The organism is Persicobacter diffluens, from assembly GCF_036244895.1.
In the GTDB taxonomy this organism is placed as follows: domain Bacteria; phylum Bacteroidota; class Bacteroidia; order Cytophagales; family Cyclobacteriaceae; genus Persicobacter; species Persicobacter diffluens.
Genome location: NZ_BQKE01000001.1, coordinates 1,436,774 through 1,462,008 on the forward strand (window position 1 = coordinate 1,436,774; position 25,235 = coordinate 1,462,008).

General features: G+C 41.1%; 18 protein-coding genes and 1 other RNA gene. 13 read left to right on the forward strand and 6 right to left on the reverse strand.

The window, feature by feature from the left end; genetic code table 11:
* Positions 1-54: 54 nt before the first annotated feature.
* The 5 genes from AAA970_RS06020 (at position 55) to AAA970_RS06040 (ending at position 6,059) form a co-directional block, all read left to right on the forward strand.
* Positions 55-2,166, forward strand: coding sequence for an alpha-L-fucosidase (locus AAA970_RS06020; protein WP_338236353.1), 2,112 nt, complete (start codon positions 55-57; stop codon positions 2,164-2,166).
* A 335-nt stretch (positions 2,167-2,501) separates the two neighbouring features.
* Complete coding sequence (locus tag AAA970_RS06025) at positions 2,502-3,071, forward strand: Maf family nucleotide pyrophosphatase (protein WP_338236354.1); 570 nt, start codon at positions 2,502-2,504, stop codon at positions 3,069-3,071.
* Between the two features lie 246 nt (positions 3,072-3,317).
* Positions 3,318-4,295 carry a Smr/MutS family protein gene (locus tag AAA970_RS06030; RefSeq protein WP_338236355.1) on the forward strand — a complete coding sequence of 326 codons (978 nt, stop codon included), beginning with the start codon at positions 3,318-3,320 and terminating at the stop codon, positions 4,293-4,295.
* A 171-nt stretch (positions 4,296-4,466) separates the two neighbouring features.
* Positions 4,467-4,839, forward strand: an RNA gene (gene rnpB, locus AAA970_RS06035) — RNase P RNA component class A.
* Between the two features lie 62 nt (positions 4,840-4,901).
* Positions 4,902-6,059 (forward strand): sigma-54-dependent transcriptional regulator, encoded by a 1,158-nt coding sequence (locus AAA970_RS06040; RefSeq protein ID WP_338236356.1) that lies wholly within the window; start codon positions 4,902-4,904, stop codon positions 6,057-6,059.
* Positions 6,060-6,146: 87 nt separating this feature from the next.
* Here the strand turns inward: AAA970_RS06040 and AAA970_RS06045 are convergent, their stop codons facing one another.
* Positions 6,147-6,290, reverse strand: coding sequence for a hypothetical protein (locus AAA970_RS06045; RefSeq protein WP_172674290.1), 144 nt, complete (start codon positions 6,288-6,290; stop codon positions 6,147-6,149).
* Between the two features lie 111 nt (positions 6,291-6,401).
* The gene (locus tag AAA970_RS06050) at positions 6,402-7,397 is read right to left on the reverse strand and encodes a long-chain-fatty-acid--protein ligase (protein ID WP_338236357.1); all 996 of its coding nucleotides are present in this window, start codon (positions 7,395-7,397) and stop codon (positions 6,402-6,404) included.
* Positions 7,398-7,713: 316 nt separating this feature from the next.
* Here AAA970_RS06050 and hemN point away from each other — a divergent pair, with 316 nt between their 5' ends.
* Together hemN and AAA970_RS06060 are read left to right on the forward strand one after the other, a co-directional pair.
* Entirely contained in the window at positions 7,714-9,081 is a 1,368-nt protein-coding gene (gene hemN, locus AAA970_RS06055) for an oxygen-independent coproporphyrinogen III oxidase (RefSeq protein WP_053406878.1), read from the forward strand.
* A gap of 373 nt (positions 9,082-9,454) precedes the next feature.
* Positions 9,455-9,901 carry a hypothetical protein gene (locus AAA970_RS06060; RefSeq protein ID WP_338236358.1) on the forward strand — a complete coding sequence of 149 codons (447 nt, stop codon included), beginning with the start codon at positions 9,455-9,457 and terminating at the stop codon, positions 9,899-9,901.
* Positions 9,902-10,307: 406 nt separating this feature from the next.
* Here the strand turns inward: AAA970_RS06060 and AAA970_RS06065 are convergent, their stop codons facing one another.
* Complete coding sequence (locus tag AAA970_RS06065) at positions 10,308-12,221, reverse strand: RecQ family ATP-dependent DNA helicase (RefSeq protein ID WP_338236359.1); 1,914 nt, start codon at positions 12,219-12,221, stop codon at positions 10,308-10,310.
* A gap of 202 nt (positions 12,222-12,423) precedes the next feature.
* Between AAA970_RS06065 and AAA970_RS06070 the strand changes: the two genes are divergently transcribed.
* From AAA970_RS06070 to AAA970_RS06090, 5 genes are all read left to right on the forward strand, one after another.
* Entirely contained in the window at positions 12,424-13,668 is a 1,245-nt protein-coding gene (locus AAA970_RS06070; protein WP_338236360.1) for a carboxypeptidase-like regulatory domain-containing protein, read from the forward strand.
* A 13-nt stretch (positions 13,669-13,681) separates the two neighbouring features.
* Positions 13,682-14,560, forward strand: coding sequence for an SDR family NAD(P)-dependent oxidoreductase (locus tag AAA970_RS06075; protein WP_338236361.1), 879 nt, complete (start codon positions 13,682-13,684; stop codon positions 14,558-14,560).
* A gap of 204 nt (positions 14,561-14,764) precedes the next feature.
* Positions 14,765-15,073, forward strand: a complete 309-nt coding sequence (locus AAA970_RS06080; RefSeq protein ID WP_338236362.1) for a hypothetical protein — start codon at positions 14,765-14,767, stop codon at positions 15,071-15,073.
* A gap of 295 nt (positions 15,074-15,368) precedes the next feature.
* Entirely contained in the window at positions 15,369-15,869 is a 501-nt protein-coding gene (locus tag AAA970_RS06085; protein WP_338236363.1) for an RNA polymerase sigma factor, read from the forward strand.
* Positions 15,870-16,687: 818 nt separating this feature from the next.
* Positions 16,688-19,042, forward strand: coding sequence for a hypothetical protein (locus AAA970_RS06090; protein WP_338236364.1), 2,355 nt, complete (start codon positions 16,688-16,690; stop codon positions 19,040-19,042).
* A 447-nt stretch (positions 19,043-19,489) separates the two neighbouring features.
* On the opposite strand, the gene leuS is transcribed toward AAA970_RS06090, so the two are convergent.
* Positions 19,490-22,261, reverse strand: a complete 2,772-nt coding sequence (gene leuS, locus AAA970_RS06095) for a leucine--tRNA ligase (RefSeq protein WP_338236365.1) — start codon at positions 22,259-22,261, stop codon at positions 19,490-19,492.
* Positions 22,262-22,437: 176 nt separating this feature from the next.
* Positions 22,438-22,869, reverse strand: a complete 432-nt coding sequence (locus AAA970_RS06100; protein ID WP_338236366.1) for a hypothetical protein — start codon at positions 22,867-22,869, stop codon at positions 22,438-22,440.
* 221 nt (positions 22,870-23,090) lie between these two features.
* Between AAA970_RS06100 and AAA970_RS06105 the strand changes: the two genes are divergently transcribed.
* The gene (locus AAA970_RS06105; RefSeq protein ID WP_338236367.1) at positions 23,091-23,873 is read left to right on the forward strand and encodes an alpha/beta fold hydrolase; all 783 of its coding nucleotides are present in this window, start codon (positions 23,091-23,093) and stop codon (positions 23,871-23,873) included.
* Positions 23,874-25,021: 1,148 nt separating this feature from the next.
* Here the strand turns inward: AAA970_RS06105 and AAA970_RS06110 are convergent.
* Positions 25,022-25,207 (reverse strand): SEC-C metal-binding domain-containing protein, encoded by a 186-nt coding sequence (locus tag AAA970_RS06110; RefSeq protein WP_338236368.1) that lies wholly within the window; start codon positions 25,205-25,207, stop codon positions 25,022-25,024.
* Positions 25,208-25,235: the final 28 nt, after the last annotated feature.

Sequence of the window (25,235 nt, forward strand, 5' to 3'; positions counted from 1 at the left end):
ATTCAAATTTGAAGTCTGGTGGTTTTCTACACGCTTGCCAACTATTTAAATAAGATGATGAAACGAAAGTTTACCCTATTTTTTAGCTCATTGCTTTTAAGCGTATTTTTCCATCAGACGCAGGCGCAACCACAAAGAGCACATGATCCCAGAATGGATTGGTTTGAAGAGGCCAAATTTGGGCTGTTTATCCACTGGGGTGTAAATGCCATTTGGGAAGGAGTATATCATGGAGAAGAGACCCCCCGGTATGCAGAGTGGATTATGCATAATTCCCGCATACCCATTCCTGAGTACAGAGAAGTCGCCAAGGATTTTTACCCCGATCAGTATGATCCGGAATATTGGGTGAAATTAGCCAAAGAGGCGGGCATGAAATACCTGGTCATTACCACCAAGCACCATGATGGTTTTGCCTTGTTTGACTCCCAATACTCGGACTGGAATGCCGTTCAGGCCACCAAATGGGGGAAAGATTTGATCAAGCCCCTGGCAGATGCCTGTCAACGGGAAGGGATTAAATTAGGCTTTTATTATTCTCATTCTCTGGACTGGGTAAATGGAGGATACGTAAAGCAACACTGGGATCCGGAACATGCAGCTCCCATTTCTTTTGATGAGTATTTGCAGCAGGTGGCCTATCCGCAAGTGACGGAATTGTTGGAAAACTATGGCGCAGTGGATATCATGTGGTGGGATATGCCCAAAGCCATGAGTGTGGAGCGGACCCAACCTTTTAAAACACTACTGGAAGAACAATACCCTCAAATCATTCAGAATACCCGACTGGGTAATCGAAAAATGGGCGCTTTTTGCGGGGACTTTGAAACGCCGGAGCAAAATATTCCGGAATTTGTGCAGTTGGATAAATATTGGGAATCTTGCATGACCATGAATCACAACTGGTCCTATAGAAAAAGTGATCAGGACTGGAAATCACTGAAAGATTTACTGATCAATTTGACCCAGTCAGTGTCAAAGGGTGGAAATTATTTATTAAATATAGGGCCGAAACCGGATGGCAGCATCCCTCAGGCTAGTATTGAACGCCTGGAAGGTTTTGCAGACTGGATGTCTGTAAATGCTGAAGCTATTCATGGAAGCAGCCATACCCCATTTAAGCATTTGCCTTTTTACGGAACGTGTACGCAAAAGGACAATATTTTATACTTCCACATCTATGATTGGCCGGGAGATCAGAAATTGCTAATTCCGGGATTGAAAAATGAAATCAGTCGGGCATATTTGCTGGCAGATGACCAACAGGCGCTCCATTGGGAAAAGACAGCCCTTGGGCCCGAACTTCAATTGCCTTTTCATGCAACCGATCCCAATGTGAGTGTATTGGCTGTAGAGGTAGCAGGGGAATTGCAAATAGCAGAAGTAGACGTGGAAGAGCTTCAGGCAGGGAATTTATATTCTGCTCAAAAGGCCAAGATAGCGGGTCAGCAGTATTTTGACGCGAAGACCAAATTGGTGCAAAACTGGAAGAATAAAGGCGAATCTCTTTCCTGGGAAGTGGATATCAGGCAGCCGGGCCTTTATCGCTTAAGTAGTTTGGTAGATTTCCCCAAAAAGTCAGGGGATTATCACTTTTCTTTGGAATTTGATGGTAAGCTGCTTCAGCTTCAGTACCCCTCAAGAGAAAGAGGGCAAGTGCACAGTACTGTTTTTAAAATGGGCAGCGTGGCCTTTGAAAGTGCGGGGCGATATACCATGAAAATGACTTTGTTGGAAGATCAGGAAATGCCATTTGCGTTCAAAAAAATTCAATTAGATCCGCTTACATTAAGTCAAAATTCGGATGCGCAGGTGGTGCTACTGGCAAAGGAAGCCATTTTAGAAAAAGGCTTATGGGTGCAGCATAATTCTTACTTGGGAGGCTGGTCAGCAGAGGGCAGTGCCTCCTGGCCATTCCTGATTACGGAGCAAAGTGGGGAGTTTGATTTATGGATTTCTTTGCGAAACAGCATTCCGCAAGCTATTACGGTTTGGGTGAATCAGGAAGCTTACTCCTTTCAGGTTCCGGCGACCACTAATGGTTTACAGCAATTAAAGGTGGGTCGAATTAATGTACCGGAGAGTGGCCAAAATCAATTGAAAGTGCAGGTGTCCGAGGTGGATAAAGCTTCCGCACTGAATATAGAAAAAATCATTTTGAAATAAAGTATGGGTTTTTAGCCGAATTAAATTCTGGATTAGCTGCAAGGTGGGAAAAATGAAGGGATTTTTCCTATTTCGAGTTTTTTCCAAGTAAGCAGATGAGAGAGGAGATAAAAAGCTTAGCCCAATTTGGGCTATTGGAAATCAACGAAAAATATTATGATTGACCAATAGGGAAGGGCCTGGTTTGCCTTAAAGTATTCCGCGGGGAATAATTCGGGCTAATAATACGCTTGTATCATGATTTCAAATGAGCCTGAGTTAGGGAAAAGGCTGCTTTCTTTTTAGGGAGTGGCCTTTTTTGCTGTCCGGCATTTAGATTATTTTTATCTTGCGACATGATTGATCAGAAAAAAATCATTTTAGCTTCCCAGTCACCCCGAAGAAGGGAGCTATTAGCCGCAATGCGTTTTCCTTATGAGGCCATTAGCCTGGATGTGGATGAAAGCTTTCCTGCTGATATGCCTGCTGAAGAGGTGGCGGCTTACTTAGCGGAGAAAAAAGCCAAAGCCTATACACTTAAAACAGATGAATTAGTAATAGCCTCCGACACGGTGGTCGTGGTGGATGGAAAGGTATTAGGGAAGCCCGCTGATGCCGATGAAGCTTTTCAAATGCTGCAGAGCATGTCTGGCAAACAGCATCAGGTCATTTCCGGTTTTTGTATTCGCGACGAACACCAACAGGTAGTGGGGGATGAAACCACCGAAGTCTTTTTTCGGGAATTGGAAGCCGAAGAAATCAATTATTACATTGAACATTATAAGCCTTATGATAAAGCGGGGGCTTATGGTATTCAGGAATGGATTGGCATGATCGGCATCAGCCGCATTGAAGGCTCTTATTATAATGTGATGGGGTTGCCGGTGCAGCAGGTTTATGAGGAACTCAAAAATTGGTCAAAATAAAAGCTCCTCTGGCTTTGCCATTACGAGGAGCTTTTGTCATAACCCAACATTAACCTGTCTAAATAAGGGCAATTAATTTGCCGACTGTATCTAAGTGGGTTAAAATCAGCTTATTGTGGATAAAAATATAGAGAGAGTACAGAAATTTTCTCATTTTTGGACAATAGACAGCTTTTCTTTGAAAAATATTTTCTCAAATTGAAAGAGAAATTCCCATTGTGGGAAAAATGATGAAAGGATATTGAAATGAATATAGGAGACAGAGTAAGATTAATGCACGATAATCAGGAGGGGATTATCGTCAATGTTACCAAGAATAATATTGTAGAAATTGAAATTGAGGATGGTTTCGTGATTCCCGTTTCAGCCAGAGAAGTGGTGGTGGTCGCCAAAGAGGAAACAGACTATTTTGGGGAAGGAGGAGCTTCGACCACTCAAAATGTAAAAGAAGTGGAGGCGGTGCAGCCCAAAGTGGTGAATTCTGAGCGAGGAGTTTTTATGGCCTATACCAAACTGGGACATGAAATTCTGGAAGCCATTTTGATCAATAATACAGATTATTCGATTGTTTATTCCGTGAGTGAGGAAACCACCACTGGCAATCAGCAAGGAGTCTCGGCTGGCGTGATCTTACCTAAAAACTATCAACGCCTGCATAAAAAGACGATTCGTTCTTTTGATGAATGGCCGGCTTTAGTGGTGCGCTATATGCTACATTCGGAGGATTATTTTGAAAATACCGGATTGTTCCAACGTCGATTGAAATTCCGGGCTTCCAATTTCTTTAAGGTCGAAAAAGAGGCACCGGTATTGAATGAGAAGGCCTATGTCGTGCAAATTGATCAGGATCTGAAAGCAGTAGATGCCCAGGAAATCCATTCTAAAATGTCGCAAAAGCAAGCTGCCGCAACTTTGACAGGAGGTGCGGAAAAAGTAGTGCGCCCTGCCGACAAGGTAGATTTGCATATTGAAAAAATAAGTGCTGATCATGAATTCCTGAAAAAGGAGGAGATGCTGGAGCTGCAGATGGAAGTGTTCGCCAAAAAACTGGATGATGCCATTGCCACCGGCATGGATGAAATCGTGTTTGTTCACGGAATCGGAAACGGGACTTTAAGAAATAAAATTCATAAGTATCTCTCCAAGGCCGCTCATATCAAATTTTATGAGGAAACAGAACGAACCCGCTTTGGCTTTGCCGCTACCCGGGTGAAAATTCATTAAGTCCTTCGATAAAAGTGGGAACCTTTCCATCCAATTTTATCGTCTAAATATTAAGATTCTAATCGCACTATGCCTTCTTTTTATGCATTTGATTAGAATTTGACCAAAAATGCGAAAATTTTGAGGTTCGTAGTGTTATTTTACCTGTGGACCTCTTTATATTTGTAGCCTTGTGCAAGCTGGCTTATCGCTCCTGTTATGCAGGTGAGGAAAGTCCGGGCAACATAGAGTACCATACTTCCTAACGGGAAGGGCGCTGCCTTGGCAGTGTACAGAAAGTGCCACAGAAAATATACCGCTCCTCGGAGTAAGGGTGAAATGGTGGGGTAAGAGCCCACCGCGCTACTGGTGACAGTAGTGGCAGGGTAAACCTTATGGGTTGAAAGACCAAATATACCGGCAGCTCGTGCTTCGGCGCGATAAGGGCGACTCGTCCGATGTCGGAGGGTAGGTTGATTGAGCCTGTTGGTGACGACAGGCCCAGATAAATGATAAGCATATTCTTCGGAGTATACAGAACCCGGCTTATAGGCTTGCACATACTTTATTGTTTTTACCCCGCTAACCACGGGCCAAACTATATTCTGCTTTTGAACTACTAACGACATGCCTAAGATTCTAATAATTGATGATGAGCGCAGCATCCGGATGACCCTGAAGGAAATTCTGGAATATGAAAAATTTTCTGTAGATGAAGCCGGAGACGGTGAGGAGGGTTTGAAAAAGCTGCAAATGGGTTCCTATGACGTAGTCCTGTGTGATATCAAAATGCCAAAAATGGATGGTATGGAGGTGTTGGAGAAAGCACAGGAGTTGGGCATTGAAACCCAGTTTGTCATGATTTCTGCACATGGTTCTATTGAAACGGCTGTTGAGGCTACCAAAATGGGCGCTTTTGATTTCGTTCCCAAGCCGCCGGATTTGAACCGATTGCTATTGACTTTACGCAATGCCATGGACAAAAAGAGCCTGGTGAAAGAAACCACAGTCTTGAAGAAAAAGGTGGCGCGTAAATATGAAATGGTTGGTAGTTCCTCTTCTCTTTCTGATGTACAGTCGATGATTGACAAGGTAGCGCCTACCGACGCCCGGGTATTGATTACCGGACCGAATGGGACGGGTAAGGAATTGGTGGCTCGTGCCTTGCATGCCAAAAGTGAAAGATCTGGTTCTCCATTGGTAGAAGTCAACTGTGCTGCGATACCTTCTGAATTGATCGAAAGTGAATTGTTCGGGCACGAGAAAGGTTCTTTTACCTCTGCCGTGAAGCAGCGTATTGGTAAGTTTGAGCAGGCTAATGGTGGCACCTTATTTTTGGATGAGATTGGAGATATGTCGCTTTCTGCTCAGGCCAAGGTGTTAAGAGCCTTGCAAGAGCATAAAATTACCCGTGTGGGTGGTGATAAGGATATCAAGGTGAATGTTCGTGTTTTTGCGGCGACCAATAAGGACCTGAAGCAGGAGATTGCTGACGGTAATTTCCGGGAAGACCTTTACCACCGCCTGTCAGTGATCGTGGTTCAGGTACCGGCGCTGAAAGATCGCCTGGAGGAGATACCGGAATTGGTTGGGAAGTTTTTGGGAGATATTGCCATGGAGTATGGAACTGCCCCCAAGACGATCGAGGATGATGCCATAAAAGAACTGCAAAAGGGAGAATGGACGGGTAACATCCGGGAGCTTCGAAATGTAGTAGAACGTTTGGTAATCATGTCGGATAAGTCGATTACCGCCGAGGATGTTAAGAAATATGTAGAGTTTTAAATAGAAAAAACCACCGAAAATGCTTCGGTGGTTTTTTTTATTACAAAAAAAGCCCGAAGACGGACTTTTTATTTATTTCTCTAAGTATTAAGCGTTTTCCTGCTCTTGCTGAGTTTCATCTGCTGTTTGTTGAACCGGCTCTTCAACATTTACTTTTGAATAGGTAGGGCAAGTATACTGTGTACAAGCTCCCATACTAAACAATACCACCACCAACGCGAGTAATTTCAATTTCATCTCTTTCAGGCTTTAAGGGTTATATTTTATTTATATTTTTTTCAATTAAAATAATATCCATTTGAGCATCTAAGATATTATAAATATATTTTTTTCCAAAATTTTTTAGCTGATCATTAGGTTGCATCCCCGAATGTCCGAATTATCCAGACGACCCAATACCTCAAAACTTCCATCCGGATGAATTTTGCCTAAATCCTCTGTGGCAATAAAGGAGCAGGAATGCACATTGCCTAAATCAATGATATTGATGGCTCCGCTTTTGGCCCTGGTCTCTAAAGACAAAGGATCATTGGTTTCTCTGATCAATACTTTCATGCTGTCTGCTGTTTTGAACAAAGAGTTCCCCTTCGAGTATCCTTGGGATAATAATTCGGTCATGCCATACTCAGAGTGAACTTCCTTAATGTTTAATCGGTTCGCTAGAAAATGATGAACTTCCTCTCTTAATAATTCTTTTCTTCTTCCTTTCATACCTCCTGTTTCCATCACGATCAAATCCGAAAAATCGGCTTCATAACGATCGGCAAGGTCTAACAGGCCAAAAGTCACCCCAATAAGTACTGCTTTCTTACCTGATTTTTTGATTTTCTCCACCTGGCGGATTAAGTCTTCATGGTCATTTAGGTAAAAACCTGATTCCGGATGTTTCCCAATCTTAATGAATTGGTCCACCATGCGTACTAAAGAAGAAGTGGTTCTTTCCAAATAGGAGGGCAATAAACCCAAAAAGACATAGTTTTCCACCGGTCCGTAGAAATCAGTGAAAATGAGACGTGCCAGGGTGTCATAAAATTTCAAATCCTCTATATAATGCCGGCTTGGGGTCATCCCGGTAGTGCCACTACTCTCAAAGGTGTCCTGAGGCGTCCAATCTCCACTTTTAATACTATGGTTTTTAAAAAAACTTATGGGTAGAAAAGGGATTTTATCAACTTGTTGAATTTCGGAGGGATTTTTTCCCAACAGCTGAATCCATTGTTTATAAATAGGATTATTCTCTGCCTGGAAATGAAAAATGTCCAGTGCCAATTGATCAAAATGGCGCGGCGTAAGATTAAGTACCCTGTTTTTTAAGGCCTGCAAAGAGGAATTTGACATGCTTTCTATATTAGGCTGCAAGTTAAATAAAGCACTTTTATCTGCCAAAGGTTCCGACAGGCTTCGTGGCAAAACATGATATTCGATCGTTTTTTACCGGATTGGGATATTTGATAAAGTTGTTTTCTGCTATTCGTGAATTTTATTTTTCTTCCTTTGAATATAACATATTAAAGGTATTGAGGGAGCGAAATGCCGGAATCTTAAAATTGATGAGATGCCATAATGGCTTTTCCCCATATTCTTAGGATATTTGATTTTCAATTTGAAATTGTTTCTGACAGGAAAAAATATTCCTGAAAATAAAGGATCGAAAATGGACCATAAGGCACTCATAAAAAAATATAATGTTCCGGCACCAAGATATACCTCTTATCCAACTGTCCCGTTTTGGGAAGAGGATGCGCCATCTGTGGAGCAATGGTTGGAGGCGGTACGGAAAACTTTTGTAGCGACCAACTCAGACAAGGGGATTAGTGTTTATGTGCATCTGCCATTTTGTGAGAATTTGTGTACCTATTGTGGGTGTAACAAGCGCATTACCAAAAATCACCGGGTAGAGGAGCCTTATTTGGAAGCCGTTTTGAAAGAGTGGAAATTCTATTTAGAGAATTTGCCCGAAAAGCCTGTGCTGAGAGAAATTCACGTTGGTGGTGGGACGCCTACCTTCTTTTCTCCTGAAAATTTAAAGCACTTATTTGGGCAGATTTTTGAAACGGTTGTGGTGCCCGAGGAGAAGGATTATTCTTTTGAAGGTCACCCGAACAATACCACGGAGGAGCACCTGAAGGTATTAGCGGAAATAGGTTTTAATCGGGTAAGCTATGGGGTGCAGGATTTTGACTTAAAGGTGCAGACGACCATTAATCGCATTCAGCCCTATAAGCATGTGGTATCCGCAACACAATATGCCCGGAAGCACGGATATAATTCCGTGAATTTTGACCTGGTCTACGGTCTGCCTTTTCAGACAGTAGAAATTATTCAGGATACACTGGCTAAAATAAAAGATCTAAAGCCGGATCGCATCGCTTTTTATTCCTATGCGCACGTTCCATGGACGGCAAAAGGGCAGCGTGCCTACGATGAAAATGACCTTCCCACGGATGCGGAGAAACGCGCTTTATATGAAGCCGGTAAACAGGGGCTGTTGGCCATGGGCTATCATGATATCGGGATGGATCATTTTGCGCTTGAGGGAGATAGTTTATACCAAGCCTTTAAAGAAAACCGATTACACCGGAATTTCATGGGGTATACCACCAATCAGACCGATTTAATGATTGGCCTGGGTTGTTCTTCTATTTCTGATGCCTGGACTGCTTTCGCACAAACTGAAAAGAAAGTGGAGGACTATCAAAAAGCTGTGGAAGAAAATGGTGTAGGGTTAATTAAAGGTCATTTTCTAACGGAGGAAGATTTGGTCATTCGGGAGGCTATTTTGGAATTAATCTGTCATAATGCCCTTGACCTTAGTCCTGCGATAAAAGCTACACTTGATGAAGGCTGCATGGAGCAGTTGGACACCTTTGAAGCAGAGGGTATTTTGACTTTGAAGGATGACCGATTGGAGATGACCGTGCCCGGAATTGCTTTTATCCGGAATGTCTGTATGGTTTTTGATACCCGTTTGCGCGCCAGAAAGATTGCGGCTGATCAGCCTATTTTCAGTAAATCCATTTAGCGCGTGTTAAGCCGAAATATTCATGCTTATATCCCCGTTTAGCTGTAAGGCGGAAAAAATGAAAGAATAGTTTCCTGTTTTGAGTTTTTTCCAACGAAACAGATGAATGAGGAGAAAGCAAACTCGCCCAAATTTGGGCTATTATAAATCAATGAATATAAGTTGTAATAATCTGAAAATAAGCTATTTGAGTTTAGTTGGTGAATTTAGCGGTGAATAATTCGGGTTAAGCACAGCCTAAAGCTAAGTATAAAAATCAAAGAAGGCTTTCGTGAGAACGAAGGCCTTTTGTTTTTAGGAGAGATTTGTGGAGGATAAAAAGTAAATGTTTCCGGTTCAATCAATTCTATAATTGAGATGGTTCCTGAAATGTATGAGGGATGAATTAATACAATTGTTGGATCGCAAGGACCGACAGTTACGCTGGGTGATATTGCTGGTGGGACTATTCGGTATACTGCTGTTGGTGGGCGTATTCTTTTCTTTGAATATGGCAGAAATTAAAGCGCCGGCATTAAGGCTGGCATTTTGGTTGGGCATGTTGTTCCTGGCTGGGAATTTTGTCTGGGCCTGGTGGGAATTAGGGGACCAAAAGTTATATAAATCGCTAACAGATCATGAAAATATTAAACAGGTGGCCTATCATCTTGCCCGCAAAGGGGAGCGATCCTGGCATTCCGTTTTTTATATCAATATTGTTCTGCCCGATGGCTCTCAACATGAGTTTTTTACCAATATGAAAAATGGGCAGCGTATTCTTAAATTGATCCAGGGACGCTATCCTGATACCTCTCTTTTAGAACTAGATCAGGTGGTGTAGTTTTATCTGAATTATTCACCGCTAGGTTTAGGTTTGATATTAATAGACTATTTTTCAATTAGTTATAACCTTGTCTATTGAGTTTCTGTTAGCCCAATTAGAGCGGTTAGAAAATCAGCAAAATCCATCTCAACGTACCGAAATATAGCTGTTCAGCCTGACTTAATAAGAGCAAGTTTCAAAACGCACCATCCGGTTGCAAATTCGAATGCCTGGAAGCGATTTTGGGTAATTGCTCAACAATAGCGCTGCTATTTTCTAAAAATAATCTGGAATCCCTTCTGCAATAATCAAATTTTCGCTGCGAATTTTGGCTTTTAAGCACGCTCTAAAAGTAACGGTGAATAATTCGGCTTAAAGGGTGTTTTATTCGAATTATTCATTCCTAGTTCAGCTTAGGCTCCTATTACTTTCTATCAATCTTCCCTGCCTCATTATAAAAGAGACTGCCCTCTCTAAGGAGCTTTTGGACAGCAGTTTTGAAGTTGTCTTCGTTACCCTCCGCAGTAAGGGCAAATAATTCCTCTAAAGGTAAGGGGCCATTGGCAAGTGCCTTTAAAAGGGAGGAGCGCATGGTTTCTTCATTCACCTCTTCTGTTTTGGTGGTTTGCTTACGTTCCAGGCATCGATCACATTGTCCGCAATCCTTTACATTTTCCTCTCCGAAATATTCCTGCAAAACTTTTTGACGACACCTGACGGCCTCATCAGCATAAAGGAGCACTGCATCCAGCTTTTTTCTTTCTTGCTGCGCTTTTCTTTTACTCTCCTCCATGGAAAGGGGAAGGTTAAGTGCATCATGCCGCGCTTCTAAAAAAGTGAGGGTCGCTGCCTCGGATTGCGCTTGATAATCTACCATCCCCATTTGGTGAAGCCTTTTGAGTATATTGATGACTAAGTCCGCTTTGAGTTGAAGGCTTTTTGCCAGGCGTTTTTCATTAATATTCACATATTCCCCATAGAGCATTCCTCCATGTTTGCGTAGTAATGCCTTGGTAATTTGATCAATTTCAGCATTTTTCACCTGTAGCTCATACATTTGTTTGGGATTACACAGGAAACTCAATCGGCTGGGTTTCCATACACTTTCCGAGAGTTGAATGTATCCCAAATCACTCAGGCGTTTCATGGCATGGTGTACCTGAATGGGGGGGAGCTTGAATTTTTCACAAAAGGCTGGCAGGTCGAAAGGAAAGCTGGCCAGTTTGGCAGCGCCTATGGCAATTTTATAATGATTAGCAATGGCTTGGTAAACGGTCCGGATGGTTTTGGCCGAAGGCTGACTATCTCTCCATCTTTGTTCCAGCCGGTTTATGTCCTGCTGGTTGTATAGGGTCAGGGCAAAGGCTTTTTGCTCATCTCTTCCGCCCCTTCCTGCTTCCTGATAATAAGATTCTAAATTATCTGTAAGATCCAAATGGATTACAAGCCTTACATCCGGCTTGTCAATACCCATTCCAAAGGCGTTGGTGGCCACCATTACTCGTATTTGGTCATTGATCCAAGCTTCCTGTTTTTTACTTCTTATTTCACCACTCAGGCCTGCATGATAATAGTCCGCAGAGATTTTTTTGCTTTGAAGCCAGGCGGCGATTTGTTCACATTTTTGACGGGAACGCATGTAGACAATGGCGGTTCCGGGGATATTTCGTAAGGCCGTCAGCATTTTATTGCCCTTGTCTTCTATCATGCGTACGTGGTAGGCCAGATTGTCCCGGGCAAATGATTTTTTAAAAACCCGCGCCTGTACTAGCTGTAATTTTTGTAATAAATCCTGTTGTACCTGTGGGGTGGCCGTTGCAGTAAGGGCGATGACGGGTACCGTAGGGAAAATGTTCCTTAAGTCCGGAATTTGCAGGTAGGGAGGTCGGAAATCATAACCCCATTGACTAACACAGTGCGCCTCGTCTACGGCAACGAGTCGCACGGGCATGTGCAGTACGCGCTCCTTAAAAACAGGACTTTGGATTCTTTCCGGAGAAATGTATAAAAAAGAAATATCACCAAAACGACAGTTATCCAATGTAATGTCAATTTCTTTACTACTCATCCCCGAAAAAATGGCGGCGGCTTTAATTCCCCTCTTTTTTAATTGACTCACCTGATCCTGCATTAGTGCAATTAGCGGAGAGATCACCAGCGTTAATCCCCCTAAAACAAGGCCTGGAACCTGAAAACAAATTGATTTCCCCCCCCCTGTAGGTAACAGCGCCAGGGTATCGTGCCCTTCCAAAACGGATTGGATGATGTCCTCCTGCAAAGGTCGGAATTGACTATAGCCCCAATATTGTTTTAAGATTTTTTTCGCTTGAGATGGCATGAAGGTGAAGTAACTTTTGTTAAAATTTTAAAAAAAAATTAAATTCGTTGTGAGGAAAACAAAATGATGCGGCAGTAAAATTACGTAATCTTTATTTGTGGTTGAAAAATTCCTCCAATTACCGAAAAATGATTTTGCGTGTAAACAGGGAAGCGCTTTCTATTAAAATAAGAAGCGTGACCTGAATTTACATGGGCCAACTATGAGAAGCAGCTTAACCTTTATTTGTTTTTTGATGGTATCGTTTTTTCAATCGGTTCCGATTTTAGCACAAGATACTATTATTGTGCGCGGGCAGGTTGTGGAAGCAGATTCCAATAATCCTATTCCTTTTGCCACCGTGGAAGTGTGTGGTACCTCCGTTGGGACAGTAGCCAATGAGGAAGGTCTTTTCCGTTTTTCTGTAGAGTCAAATAGGGGAGATTCCCTGTGTGTTCATTCTGTAGGGTATGAATATGGCTATTATCCGGTGCCCGAAAAATCCTCCAATACCCCATTAACTTTGACTTTGGTATCTTCCACCAAAATGCTGACCGAGGTGGTGGTGGGGGATATGAAAATTACCCCGGAAAGAATTTTGAAAAAAGCCGCTCAAAATGTGCGCAAAAATTATCCTCAAAAGCCATTTGCTTTAAAGGGCTATTACCGTGACTATCTCAGAAAGAAAAAAGGAGGGTACATCTGTTTTTTGGAGGGAGCGATGGATATGCTGGATCCCGGATTTAGAAAGCCGGATGATAAGATTGAGGTGAGAATGGAGCAAATTCGCTTAAGTGATTCCTACGAGAAGAATTATAAGAAATATGTGAAGGAATATGAGCATGATACTTCCAAAATTTTGCTACATGGCGTTTTACCAAGTCTAAGGGGCAATGAATTTGCGAGTATGATTTTTCATGATCCGCTGCGAAACCACGGACGTTCTGTGCCTTTTATGGGTACTTTTGATACGATGTGGAATTCTTCTTACTATTTTGAGTTGGATTATTATACTTATATCGGAGAGGATGAAGTCTACGTGATTTCCATTCAGCCGAACCCTTCACTTAACTATTGGCATGTTGATGTGAAGGGCCAAATTTTCGTAAGGGTGAAAGATCATGCAGTCATGAAGATCAATTACAAATATTTTGTGACGAAAAAGCTGGATAAGCAAAAGTGGTATGAGTTGAATCTGGAATATCAGGACATTGACGGTTTAATGTACCTGAAATATTTGTCCTATATGAATTATTTCAAGATTTTTAATGGAGAGGAGATCGCAGAGATCTCACAATACCGTGAATTTTTTGTCAATGATGTAATTCTTCAGGAGGATAAAGAGCTGGAAAGTGTTGGTGTTCGGGTAGATATGGATAAGCCGTTGTATACACAATCCGTGAAAGAAATTCCAAATTTTTGGGATCATTATAATTACTTACTTTTAGGGCAACCTCTTATGGATTAAACTAGCATTCATAATGAACGTGGAGGAATTAAAAGGTAAAACGGTTTTGATCACCGGCGCTAATTCAGGATTGGGTTACGCCTTGGCGGAGCATTTGCTGAAGGCTCAGGCTAATATTATTATGCTATGCAGGGAGTTGAGAAGGGCAGAGGAAGCGAGATTAAAGCTGTTAACTTTATTTCCTAAAGGGAAAGTGGGGCTCATTCGGATGGATTTGAGTAGTCTCACTTCAGTGCACAATGCTGCAGAAGAGGTTTTGGCGGGTGCGAATAAGCCTGATTATATCGTGAATAATGCCGGTAAAATGTTTGGGCCTTATATGGTAACCGAGGAGGGGGTGGAATCCCAATTTGGAGTGAATTATTTAGGGCATCTTGCTTTGATGAAATTCCTTTTTCCACTTTTTCAGGAGGGCGGCGTAGGGCGAGTCGTGAACGTGAGTAGTATTGCCCATCGTTGGTTTCCCTTTGAATTTCGCAATATATTGCAATCCGCTCATTATCATCCTGTCAGGAATTATAGCCATAGTAAATTGGCCAATCTCCTCCTGAGCAGGAGTCTGAATAAGGCTTTTCAAGGCATGGGAATCTCTACTGTGGCAGTAAACGCGCATCCGGGGATTAGCAGGACGAACATTGGAAGGAATTTACCTCAATGGATGGTGCCGGTTGCCCTGCGTTTTGGCCAATCTCCGGAAGCAGGGGCTTTGCCTATTATGTTAGCATTAACAGATGCGGAGGCCACTGGCGGTGATTGTTATGGTCCTGCGGGTTTTCAGCAGTGGTTTGGTGGAGCTCAAAAAGTGGAAGTGGGCGCCAGTGCTCATGATGACCGATTAGCAGCGGCCTTGTGGGAATGGGGGATTGAGCTGATAGAGGGGAAATCTATATAAATACCCCTTATCCAGCCCTATTTTCAGACAACAATCATCTTTTGGTAAGGATTTGTGGAAGAATGCCAGACAGTTGAATAAGCCAAACTCGGGGAGGCTAATTGCTTTCCATTATACTTCTTCTATGGCAATGCTAAAATTAGGAGCCTATTCCTTCAATTTATCCTTACACCCTATCAGGTGATTTGAGTAGAAGTAAAATGCTTGAAGTTTAAAAGAACCATTTTTATTTTTTTGGGTTGTATTTCTGTGAATAATGCAAAAAATACCATCCTGAATCATTTGATCCTAAGAAAGGGATCAGGCAGAATATCCGCCAATCTTTTAATTCATTATGAGGCCAGTCCGGAGGAAGTGGAGGCTCGTTTGGACGTGTTAATGATAATTTCCCTTCATTTAGCTCCATCTTTTGTGGGGCCGGAATTGATTAGAGTCAAAGCAGAAATCTGTCAATTGAGAGATTATCTGAATATGATGCAATTATTAATAGAGGCTAAGAGACTGCTGGAATAAGCTTTTTTTATTCAGTCATCAAATGTTGTTGCCCGTTAGCGGTTTTCCTATATTCTTTTTAAATATTCACGGTTTTCCTGCAACCCTCCTCCGTACAAGCCGATTTTTGGGTATAAAAGCGTGTTTAAAAGCACAGCATCCGGCTGCGAATTCGAATTATTCCCAGCGATCTTGGATAATTTCTCAACAATAGCGATGCTAATCGCTCAAAATAATCCTTTATCGCTTTTCCAATATTTCAAATTTTCGCTGCGAATTATGGCTTATAAACACGCTATAAGCAAAAATTTTAGCAATGGAAGATATGGATTTCGAGAAAGGATTGCATCAATACGAATCACAGCTTTATGCCACGGCTTATAAATTTACGAAGGATTATGATGCTGCTCAGGATTTGGTACAAGAAACCCTTATCAAAGCATTTAAGGGTCGGGACAAATTTAAAAGCGGGACTAATCTGAAGGCCTGGCTTTTGGTGATATTGAAAAACACTTTTTTCTCTCAATATCAAAGCGATAAAAGAAGAGGAGAGCAGTTTGATCATACGGATTCTTTGGATGCTTTCCTGGCCTGGAAAGGCGGGGCCAATAAAAACCTGGCGGATAGTAGAATTGCTGTTGAAGAGATTAAGAAAGAAATTGATAAACTAGATGATCAATACCGCATGCCCTTTATGCTCTATTTTCAGGGATTTAGTTATTTGGAAATTGGGGAGAAATTGAGCTTGCCCATTGGAACTGTGAAGAACAGGATTCATTTGGCTAGAAAGGTGTTGAAGGAGCGTGTGAAGATTTAACCCAATTCATTTCCGATAAACTAATTGAATTACCATTAATAGCTATTTTCAATCAATAAGGTAGTGAAAACTGAATGGTTAATAACCCCAAATTGGACAATATTGCTTACTCCTCATTTATTCGCTGCTTTGGATCTAAACGAGAAATAAGCATGCATAATCCGGGTGAAAAGAGGAATCTTCCTTTTCATTATCTTTCCTGATTTTTTATTCCCACCTTATCGAATGTCCTTAAGGTGGGTATTTCTCTTTTGGTTGTTAGTCAATGGTTTATAGTTTTTCATTCCTAGAGTGTAATATTTTGCCCTTTTTTTGGAAAGCGATTATCAGGGGAGCAATGAATGCTTTCTTTCTTGGATGCTCTTTCTGTACACGATTCAACACTTAAATTTTTTTAATATTTTTTTTAGGTAAATTCCTGAAATGACCTGATGGATATTTGTCCTGTTTTCCTTCTTACTTGATAAGTTGGTTTTAGTAGAATTTTAAGTTTTTATTTTTCTATTATCAGTTGTCTTAATGGTGAGCTTGTGTTAAAATTATATTAAAGTTTTATCAAATTTTAACATGATCTGAATTTCAGATCCAAGTGAACAACTATGAAAAATCTATCAATTTTCAATTTATTCCTATGGGGCATAGGGATAGCCTTACTGTTTGGATGTAAGGATCAATTCAAAGAGTTAAGGCCCGCTGAGGAGGATAAAGCCAACCTTCGGATGCCTTTTAATCAAAGAGCCTTTTTGCTAAACTCTACTACTGACTCAAGAATTTATGAAATCGACTATGATTTTCAGGGATTGGGGACCGAAGCTTCTTTGAAATTTTTAGATCACGATTTTATCCCAAAGGGAGGTCATATGTGTGTTTCTCCGGATAATAAGACGATCACGGTGATAGCTAACCGAGAAGATGGAGAAACAGGTAAATCAATTTATTTGGTCTATTTAGAACCTGTAGGAGATTATAAGGTAGGAGATGTCCGTAAAATTGAATTATTGAACTTCAACGAGGATGGGATCGACCTTGACGACCCAGTTGCTCAGGCGGCTTATTATAATAATAATTACTTTAAGGGAAAAATTACCCAGGTAGATGTTGATCGAGAGGGTTATCTGTTTATTGCTGGAAAGTCTGGATTTTACCGTGTAGTTGCTGATAATGGTAATGGAACTAAGGATCCTTTCAAAGTTAATGGGGGTAAGGATATTTGGTCCGATGAGGACAGGTCCTTGCAAGGGGAATTTGCAGGATCTGTTTGGGCTCATGTTGTCCCATTTACATTTAATGGGGATAATTATGTTGAAACCCTAGAGGATGGAGAGGATTACTTCGAAGATACCACACCATTTAATCCAAAACGAGTGAAATTTCTGGGTGGAGATATCCTTTTTACGCAAAACTCTGATGAAACCAATGGCTTTGAAAGTCAACGTTTAATTTCGTTTTCACAGTGGAAGGGAAATGTTGCTATTGCCCTAGATTTACAATGGGATTGGGGGAAAAAAGAAATCGCATTTAATGCGGGTAAACTTTTTGGTGGAAGCAAGCAACACGGATTTCATAAAAATACATCAGGTAAAGTGACAGGCGCTTGCCTAATTGGTGATAATCACGTGATGACTTCACATCATAATACGAAGCAATTACAGTTATGGAATTTACATGGCGAATTGCTTGCTTCTGTTGAAATGAGTGGTGGCTTTGATGGAAATCATAATTGGGGAGATATGGCTTCAACTCAATCCTTTGATCATTTGGTAGGGGAGGATTCAGGTGAGTCAAATAGAGAAATTTTTGGGGACAGAACTGAAGATTGGTATCGAGGTCCCAAGGAAGAAAATGGGCATCAATATGCGGAAATTAAGCTATATCGTCCTAAAGGTATTCCTGCCAATTATGATGTTGAAGATTTGGATGATAACGGAGGAGTTCCAAAGGAATCAAGAATGAATGCTGCTAATGCGGATATTGCACATTATGATAGCAAGGGGAATCGGTTCGTTGCTCTAGGTAACAATGGCGGTATGGCGATGTTACGTTTTGAATCCCCAGTAAGTGTTGCGGATGGTGTGATTCAGGTAGTGGAAACTTCTTATGGGAAAAAAGCAGTGTATGAAACAAAGGAGGAGGCCAATCGGGCTTATAATGAAAATGCAACTATTTATGTAGCCAAAACGAACCCAAGGTACTATGAGTCGGGCTTTGAGGATCCAAGTAATTGGGTGAAAATAGGGATTGCTCATATTAGTAATAATGAATTTCATTTGAATCAGGTCGAGGGCTTAGATGTGATTACCTCTGAAATTTCCTGGGTGAAAATTGTTGATGGAGTTGGGGAAGTTGATGGTGATGGTTCGACCACTTTTGATGGTTTTGACTTGAATTTTGTGGCGGCTTATGCGGGAGGTTGTGGAAATTCAATAAGTCAAGAGAATTTTACATTTGAATATGATAGTGATGATGACGAAATCGTCCTTACTTGGGACTTTACTGCTGACGATTTAAATATTTCACCCACAGGAGGAATCCAGCTTTGGTTTAAAAATGGAAGGCAATATGATGAAAACAGGGATCAGATTGGTGTGAATTTATTTTCTGTCGAAGAGATTAATGCAGGAAGATATAGTTTAAAACCATCTGATTTTAATTTCTCCGGAGATGATTGTATTCAAGAGGTCAGTTTTTCTTTTCATACCATCTGTTCAAGAAGTAGTGATGGTTGGGTAAGGGGGAATGTGTTCGCCTCCAACCAAACTATTCCTGCAGACGATATCGATTATTGTACCATTTCTTGTGGGCCTTATAATTCTTTAGAAACCATAACGGTTGATTATGCAGGTAATCTTGATGTTTTGAGAGTAAATTACGTAAACTTATTTGAAATTAATGGTCAGAAATATTTTCGGATGAGAATAAGGAATGCTACAAATGCAATTTATGATTTTAAAATTCAGGGTCCAGGATATACGGACTTACCTATGGGTACAATAACGCCGTTCAAGGAGATTTTTGTTACAGTGCCTTCTAATGGGTCGAAGTTAGTTGCAACTATCAAAGGAGATGCAGATGATGATGGTATTTATGAGTATAGTAAAGGTACTGAGACTTTTGATGAAAATGGAAGAGAGGTAATTGATTATTGTGGTGACCTCTCTGATCTTAATATTTAGAATATTTGCTTTTTGATAATACTATTTTACTCTGTTTTATGTGATAAAAGCTCAGATAATATAAATTTTTTAGTATTAGCAAAAGGATTAGGTGAATGAAAAAAGGGTCCAGATTTAAACTGGATCCTTTTTTTATGCCAAAAAAACTTAAACTTGCACTTAAAATTAGAATTCAGGATTCTTCAAAACAGATGTGACTGCTACTGCTTCATTTACCTAGGGAGATTGGATTGAAATAGATAATGGAACAGTTCTATTGAGAGATCAATAGGTTTATTAGGATGAACAATATGATTGCTCAGTCATCGTGGCCATCGCCAAAATACCAAAGCCATTGGTAGCTGATTTAATAAATAGCAACATAGTTATCACAAAGATGAAACTTTATTAAGGATGAAAAAAGGCTGCCCAATTTGAGCAGCCTTTTCCTTTGTATTCGCTTTTGGCTTAAAGCACAATATTCACAATCTTATTCGGTACTACAATCACCTTCTTCGGTTGCTTGCCTTCCATCCAGCGAATCACCGCTTCCTGCTGCATAGCGATCTCCTGAATTTCGTTTGGCTTGGCGGAAGCCGAAACCGTGATTTCCGCACGCTTTTTACCGTTGATCATGATCGGGTAAAGCTTCTCATCTTCCACCAAATAGCTTTCATTGAATTCCGGGAAAGCCGCAATGGTTACCGATTCCGTATGACCCAATTTTGCCCACAATTCTTCTGCAATGTGTGGGGCATAAGGGGCAATCAATACCACTAATTGCTCCAGAATCGCGCGCTTTTTACATTTCATGCCCCCCAATTCGTTAGTAGCAATCATGAATTGCGAAACGGAAGTGTTGAAGATATAGTGATCCAGATCGTAAGTCACCTTTTTGATAGTCGCATGCAAAGCTTTCAATTCCGCTTTGGTAGGCTCTTCATCGGTTACTACGAAATCATCGCCTTCATGGAACAAGTTCCAGAACTTACGCAAGAATTTGTAAACGCCGTCAATACCGTTGGTGTTCCATGGCTTGAATTGCTCCAACGGCCCTAAGAACATCTCGTACATACGGAAAGTATCTGCGCCATAGCGCTCAATGATATCATCCGGATTCACGACATTGTATTTGGACTTGGACATTTTTTCTACTTCCGCACCACATACATATTTGCCATCTTCCAAAATGAATTCTGCATTGGCATAATCCGGACGCCATTTTTTGAAGGCCTCCAAATCCAATACATCATTGGACACGATGTTCACATCCACGTACAAAGGATCCACCTCGTAATCTTTCTTTAAACCGTAAGAAACGAATTGGTTCGTTCCTTTTACACGATAAACGAAGTTGGAACGTCCCTGAATCATGCCCTGGTTGATCAGCTTTTTGAAGGGCTCTTCGAAGTTCAGGAAGCCCATATCAAACAAGAATTTCGTCCAGAAGCGGCTGTATAGCAAGTGACCTACGGCGTGCTCTGCACCACCCACATAAAGGTCTACCTGATTCCAGTATTTCAAGGCTTCGGCATCCGCGAATTTCTCCTCATTATGCGGATCCATATAACGCAGGAAGTACCAGGAAGAACCTGCCCAACCCGGCATGGTAGACAACTCATAAGGCAGACCATTATAAGTCCAGTCTGTCGCGCGACCTAGTGGAGGCTCACCGGTTGCGGTTGGTTTATATTCATCAATTGCCGGAAGTTCTAGTGGCAATTCAGATTCCTTCATCAATTTAGGAATGCCATTTTCGAAGTAAACCGGTACCGGCTCTCCCCAATAACGCTGGCGACTGAATACGGCATTACGGATACGGTAATTCACCTTACCTTTACCCAAACCTTTTTCCTCTACCCAGTTGATCGCTGCTTCGATGGCCTCAGGCACTTCCATCCCATTAAGGAAGCCGGAGTTGATCATCTTACCAGCCTTAGGATCGAAATCATCCTGTGCGATATCGGTATGCTTTCCTTCCTGTACCGGAATTACTGGTAAGCCGAAATGGTTCGCGAAAGCGAAATCACGGGTGTCTGAACAAGGAACCGCCATAACGATACCCGTTCCGTAACCCGCTAATACGTAATCAGCAATCCAGATCGGAATTTTTTCACCATTGAACGGATTGATCGCATAAGAACCAGTGAATACACCGGAAATGGTTTTTACATCCGACATACGCTCACGCTCGGAACGGTTTTTCGCCATTTCCACATAAGCGTCCACGGCTGCTTTTTGAGCATCGCTGGTCAGTGTACCGATCAATTCATGCTCCGGGGCAATGGTCATGAAAGTTACTCCGAAAGCGGTATCTACGCGTGTGGTGAATACTTCCAAATCCAATTCCGGCTTTTCATCCACTTTAAAGTGAAGCGAACAACCTTTGGATTTTCCAATCCAGTTACGCTGCATTTCTCTCAAAGACTCGGAGAAATCAATCTCTTCCAAACCCGTCAATAAACGCTCTGCATAAGCGGTGATACGCATCATCCACTGTTTCATCAGCTTGCGCTCTACCGGATAACCGCCACGCTCGGAAACGCCATTCACTACTTCGTCATTGGCCAATACCGTTCCCAATTCAGGGCACCAGTTCACTACTGCATCTGCCAAATACGTCAATCGGTATTTCAACAAAATATCCGACTGCTCCTTTTCGCTGAAGGCATTCCATTCCGCTGCAGTAAATGCAGGCGTGTCCTCATCGCAGGAAGCATCCACCGTCGCATTACCTTCTTTTTCGAAGATGGCGATCAGCTCATTGATGTGCTTGGCCTTGTCGGCAGCATGATCATAAAAGGCATCAAAAAGCTGCATGAAGATCCACTGCGTCCACTTGTAATAGGAAGCATCAGAAGTTCTTACTTCTTTATCCCAATCAAAAGAGAATCCAATGTTGGCCAACTGCTCTTTGTAACGGGCGATATTGTCCTCCGTGGTTTTGGCAGGGTGCTGACCGGTCTGAATAGCATATTGCTCAGCAGGCAAACCGAAAGAGTCAAATCCCATTGGGTGCAATACATTGAAACCTTTCAATTTTTTGTAACGCGCCACGATATCGGAACCAATGTACCCTAGTGGGTGTCCAACGTGCAAACCAGCACCGGAAGGATAGGGGAACATGTCCAGGGTATAAAACTTTGGCTTGGAAGCATCAACATCCGCCTTATAGGTCTGTTGTTCTTTCCAAATCTGCTGCCATTTCTTTTCAGTTGCTCTGAAATTGTATTCAGCCATTAGATCTATTGATTTATGGTATAATAATTTCCAATTGATAGGGTCCTATAAACCCAATTTGGCCGTAAAAATAGAACTTTTTGGCGGAGAATAAAATTAGCAGGAAGGTATTCTGACTGCGGGAGAAGGCTTTGCCGACGCAAGCCTGTAGCGGGTTGAGGAGCTATATTGTCGCTTTATATCAAGGAGGGGTGACGATAGGTGTTTTGGTAGGGTGACTGGAACCAAAGGTGAGCGTTTTTTCTGTTGATCTCCAATTGGATGTGAGCGTTTGGGAACTTTTTGTCTAAGATATCGGCCATCTTTTGTCCATATATCATTATTGAGGCCTTGGTGCCGGTGATTAAAATGACTTCCATAGCCGGGATTTTTCGGACCCGTTCAAAGCGCTGTTGACCAATCCATGTCAGGGAATGATCCGGGGGGCTGGGTAACCCTCTTAAATCGGAGATCCATCGACTCAGCTTTTTTACGCGCATCAGTCGCAGGGCCTCATCCACGGTTTTTTGGTATTCCTCTGTAGTAAATACATCTTTCCATATTAGCTCTACCGCCTGGAATTCCGTGTTATAAATAAGGTCTACATATTCAGTTTGAAAAACAATCATCCGATCCAAATTCCTAAATTACATTAAGTTATCTTATGTGATTAATTGATTTTTGTTTCATTTTTAAAAGTTGTAGTGATGTGATTTATTCGTCTTTATTTATGAAAAATTATATCGGTTTCTTTACTATTTGTAAAAAATCATCGGTAAGGAATGTAAGTTCGTTTATTTTCAATGTGCTATTTATTGTCATTTCATTGATTTTCACCTCTTGCATGAAAATGAGAACTTCTGAAACTAAAATATTGAAAGATTTTAAAGGGCAACTCGCTCAGCCTGTCTTTGGTATTTCTTCTAATAGGGAGCATCCCTTACATTATATGAAAATTGGTAATTCTCCACAAAACCTATTAGTCTTCATTCATGGTGCGCCAGGGTCTCTGGACGCTTTTTTAAGCTATATGAAGGAAGAGGCTTTAAGTAATAGGGCCACTTTGATTACCTTGGATCGAGAAGGCTATGGCTTCTCCGGTTATGGTAAGGCAGAGCCCTCCATTGGTAAGCAGGCGAAAGGAGTGAAGGAGTTGATAATGGATCATGGAAATTATGATCGTATTTTTTTAGTTGGGCATTCTTATGGAGGACCCATTGCCTGTAAGTTGGCGATGGATTTCCCGGATTTGCCCATAGAGCGGTTAATTTTATTGGCGCCAGCTTTAGATCCTGCGCATGAAAAAGTATTCTGGTTCAATAAGCCGATGGACTGGACGCCTTTTAAGTGGATGCTGCCAGGTTCATTTAAAGTGGCGAATTTGGAGAAAATTCATCACCGATCGGAATTGGAATTAATGACTAATCAATGGGGGAGTTTGCGGGTTCCCATCACGGTCATTCATGGGAAAAAGGACAGTCTGGTGCCTTTTGAGAATGTTGCTTTTCTGGAGGAGGTTTATCAGGGGGATTGGCTGGAGGTTATTAGTCTGGAGAATGAGAATCATTTTATTCCCTGGACCCAGTATGATTTGGTGAAAGAAATTTTAATGAAGTACTTGCCAAATCCGTGATTTTCTTTTAAAAAATATAATTCCTGCCTCTTTTTCTAAACCATTGGTCAGTGTTTTTTCGGTTTACAGCAATTGTTACATCAATATTCCTGATTTTCGATCCCAACATATTTGCCGTGTTTTCTCCAAAGGTTTGAAATTGTGGTTTGTCGCCTGTGATAAAGACTAATTCAAATTTCTCATATTTTTTAATTATAGATTTCTGATAAATTAGAAAGTGATTGGAGTAGGTTTGAGGGGCCTGATCAATTGGAGTGAAATCGGTAATCCAACGACTGAGGTTGTGTTTCCCCAAGAATTCATAACCTTTTCTTATCATTTCTATATAATCTTTTTCATTAAAGTTATTTAACCATATGAGTTCGACTGCTTTGAGTTAGTGGTTATAAGAAATATGTGCTTTATTAGATTTAAAGATAGTCATATTGTAGTGTTTGATGCTGAATATAACTAATTCTATGAATAATTAACGACTACAGTATTAGAAGTCTATTGAATGGAAGTGGCTAAAGAGATGCGTGAACCATCGGTTTTCGTTTCTTCTGTGATTTACGATTTTTATAGTGAGGTTTGGGAATGTTCTTTCGAGCTGGTCTGCGATCATGACGCAATATTCTATATGAGTAGGCTTAGTTCCTGCTATAAAAACCATTTCTATGGTGGGTATCTTGATTAATTTGTTTTTATTCAAAGGAATGTGGACGTTTTTTATTTGAGGTTGACGTTCCAGTAGCCTAAAATCGGAAATCCAACGAGAAACTTTATACTTGGCTAAAGCCTGGAAAGCAAATTCTACCGTTTTATGGTATTCAGATGTATGAAAATCTCTTTTCCAAATTAGTTCAATGGCTTTGTGCCGGGGGTTGATTTCAATACGGGCAAAGGGTTCGTCAAATAGGAGCATGTCAAAATAGGTGTATGTTTTAACATAGTAACGGGATAATTTTTTTCAGGAATATGGATTAAAATAACATTAAAGTAAGGTGTTTTGATTTTTTTCCTGAAAAAAATGTAGCGAATAGGGATAAGGAACGGAGGGGGTGGTTTTTGTAAAGGGCTAGGATTGGGAATATTTGAGATTTAAATAAAATCGCGCGATAGATTAAAAACAAATTATAAAAGGTCTTTAAATAAGACCTTTTAATGAATTATTTTCCGCAACACTGCTTATACTTTTTTCCACTACCACAGGGGCATGGATCATTTCGGTGTACTTTGGGAATGGTGTTTTTATCTTCTCCACCGTTTTGTTTTCGATAGAAATAAAGGAGTACGGCTACTAAAATTAACCCAAAAATCAGAATGCTGATTAGTCTTAAATACGATTCGTCCATAATCAAAAAGCTTTTAATGATAACTAAA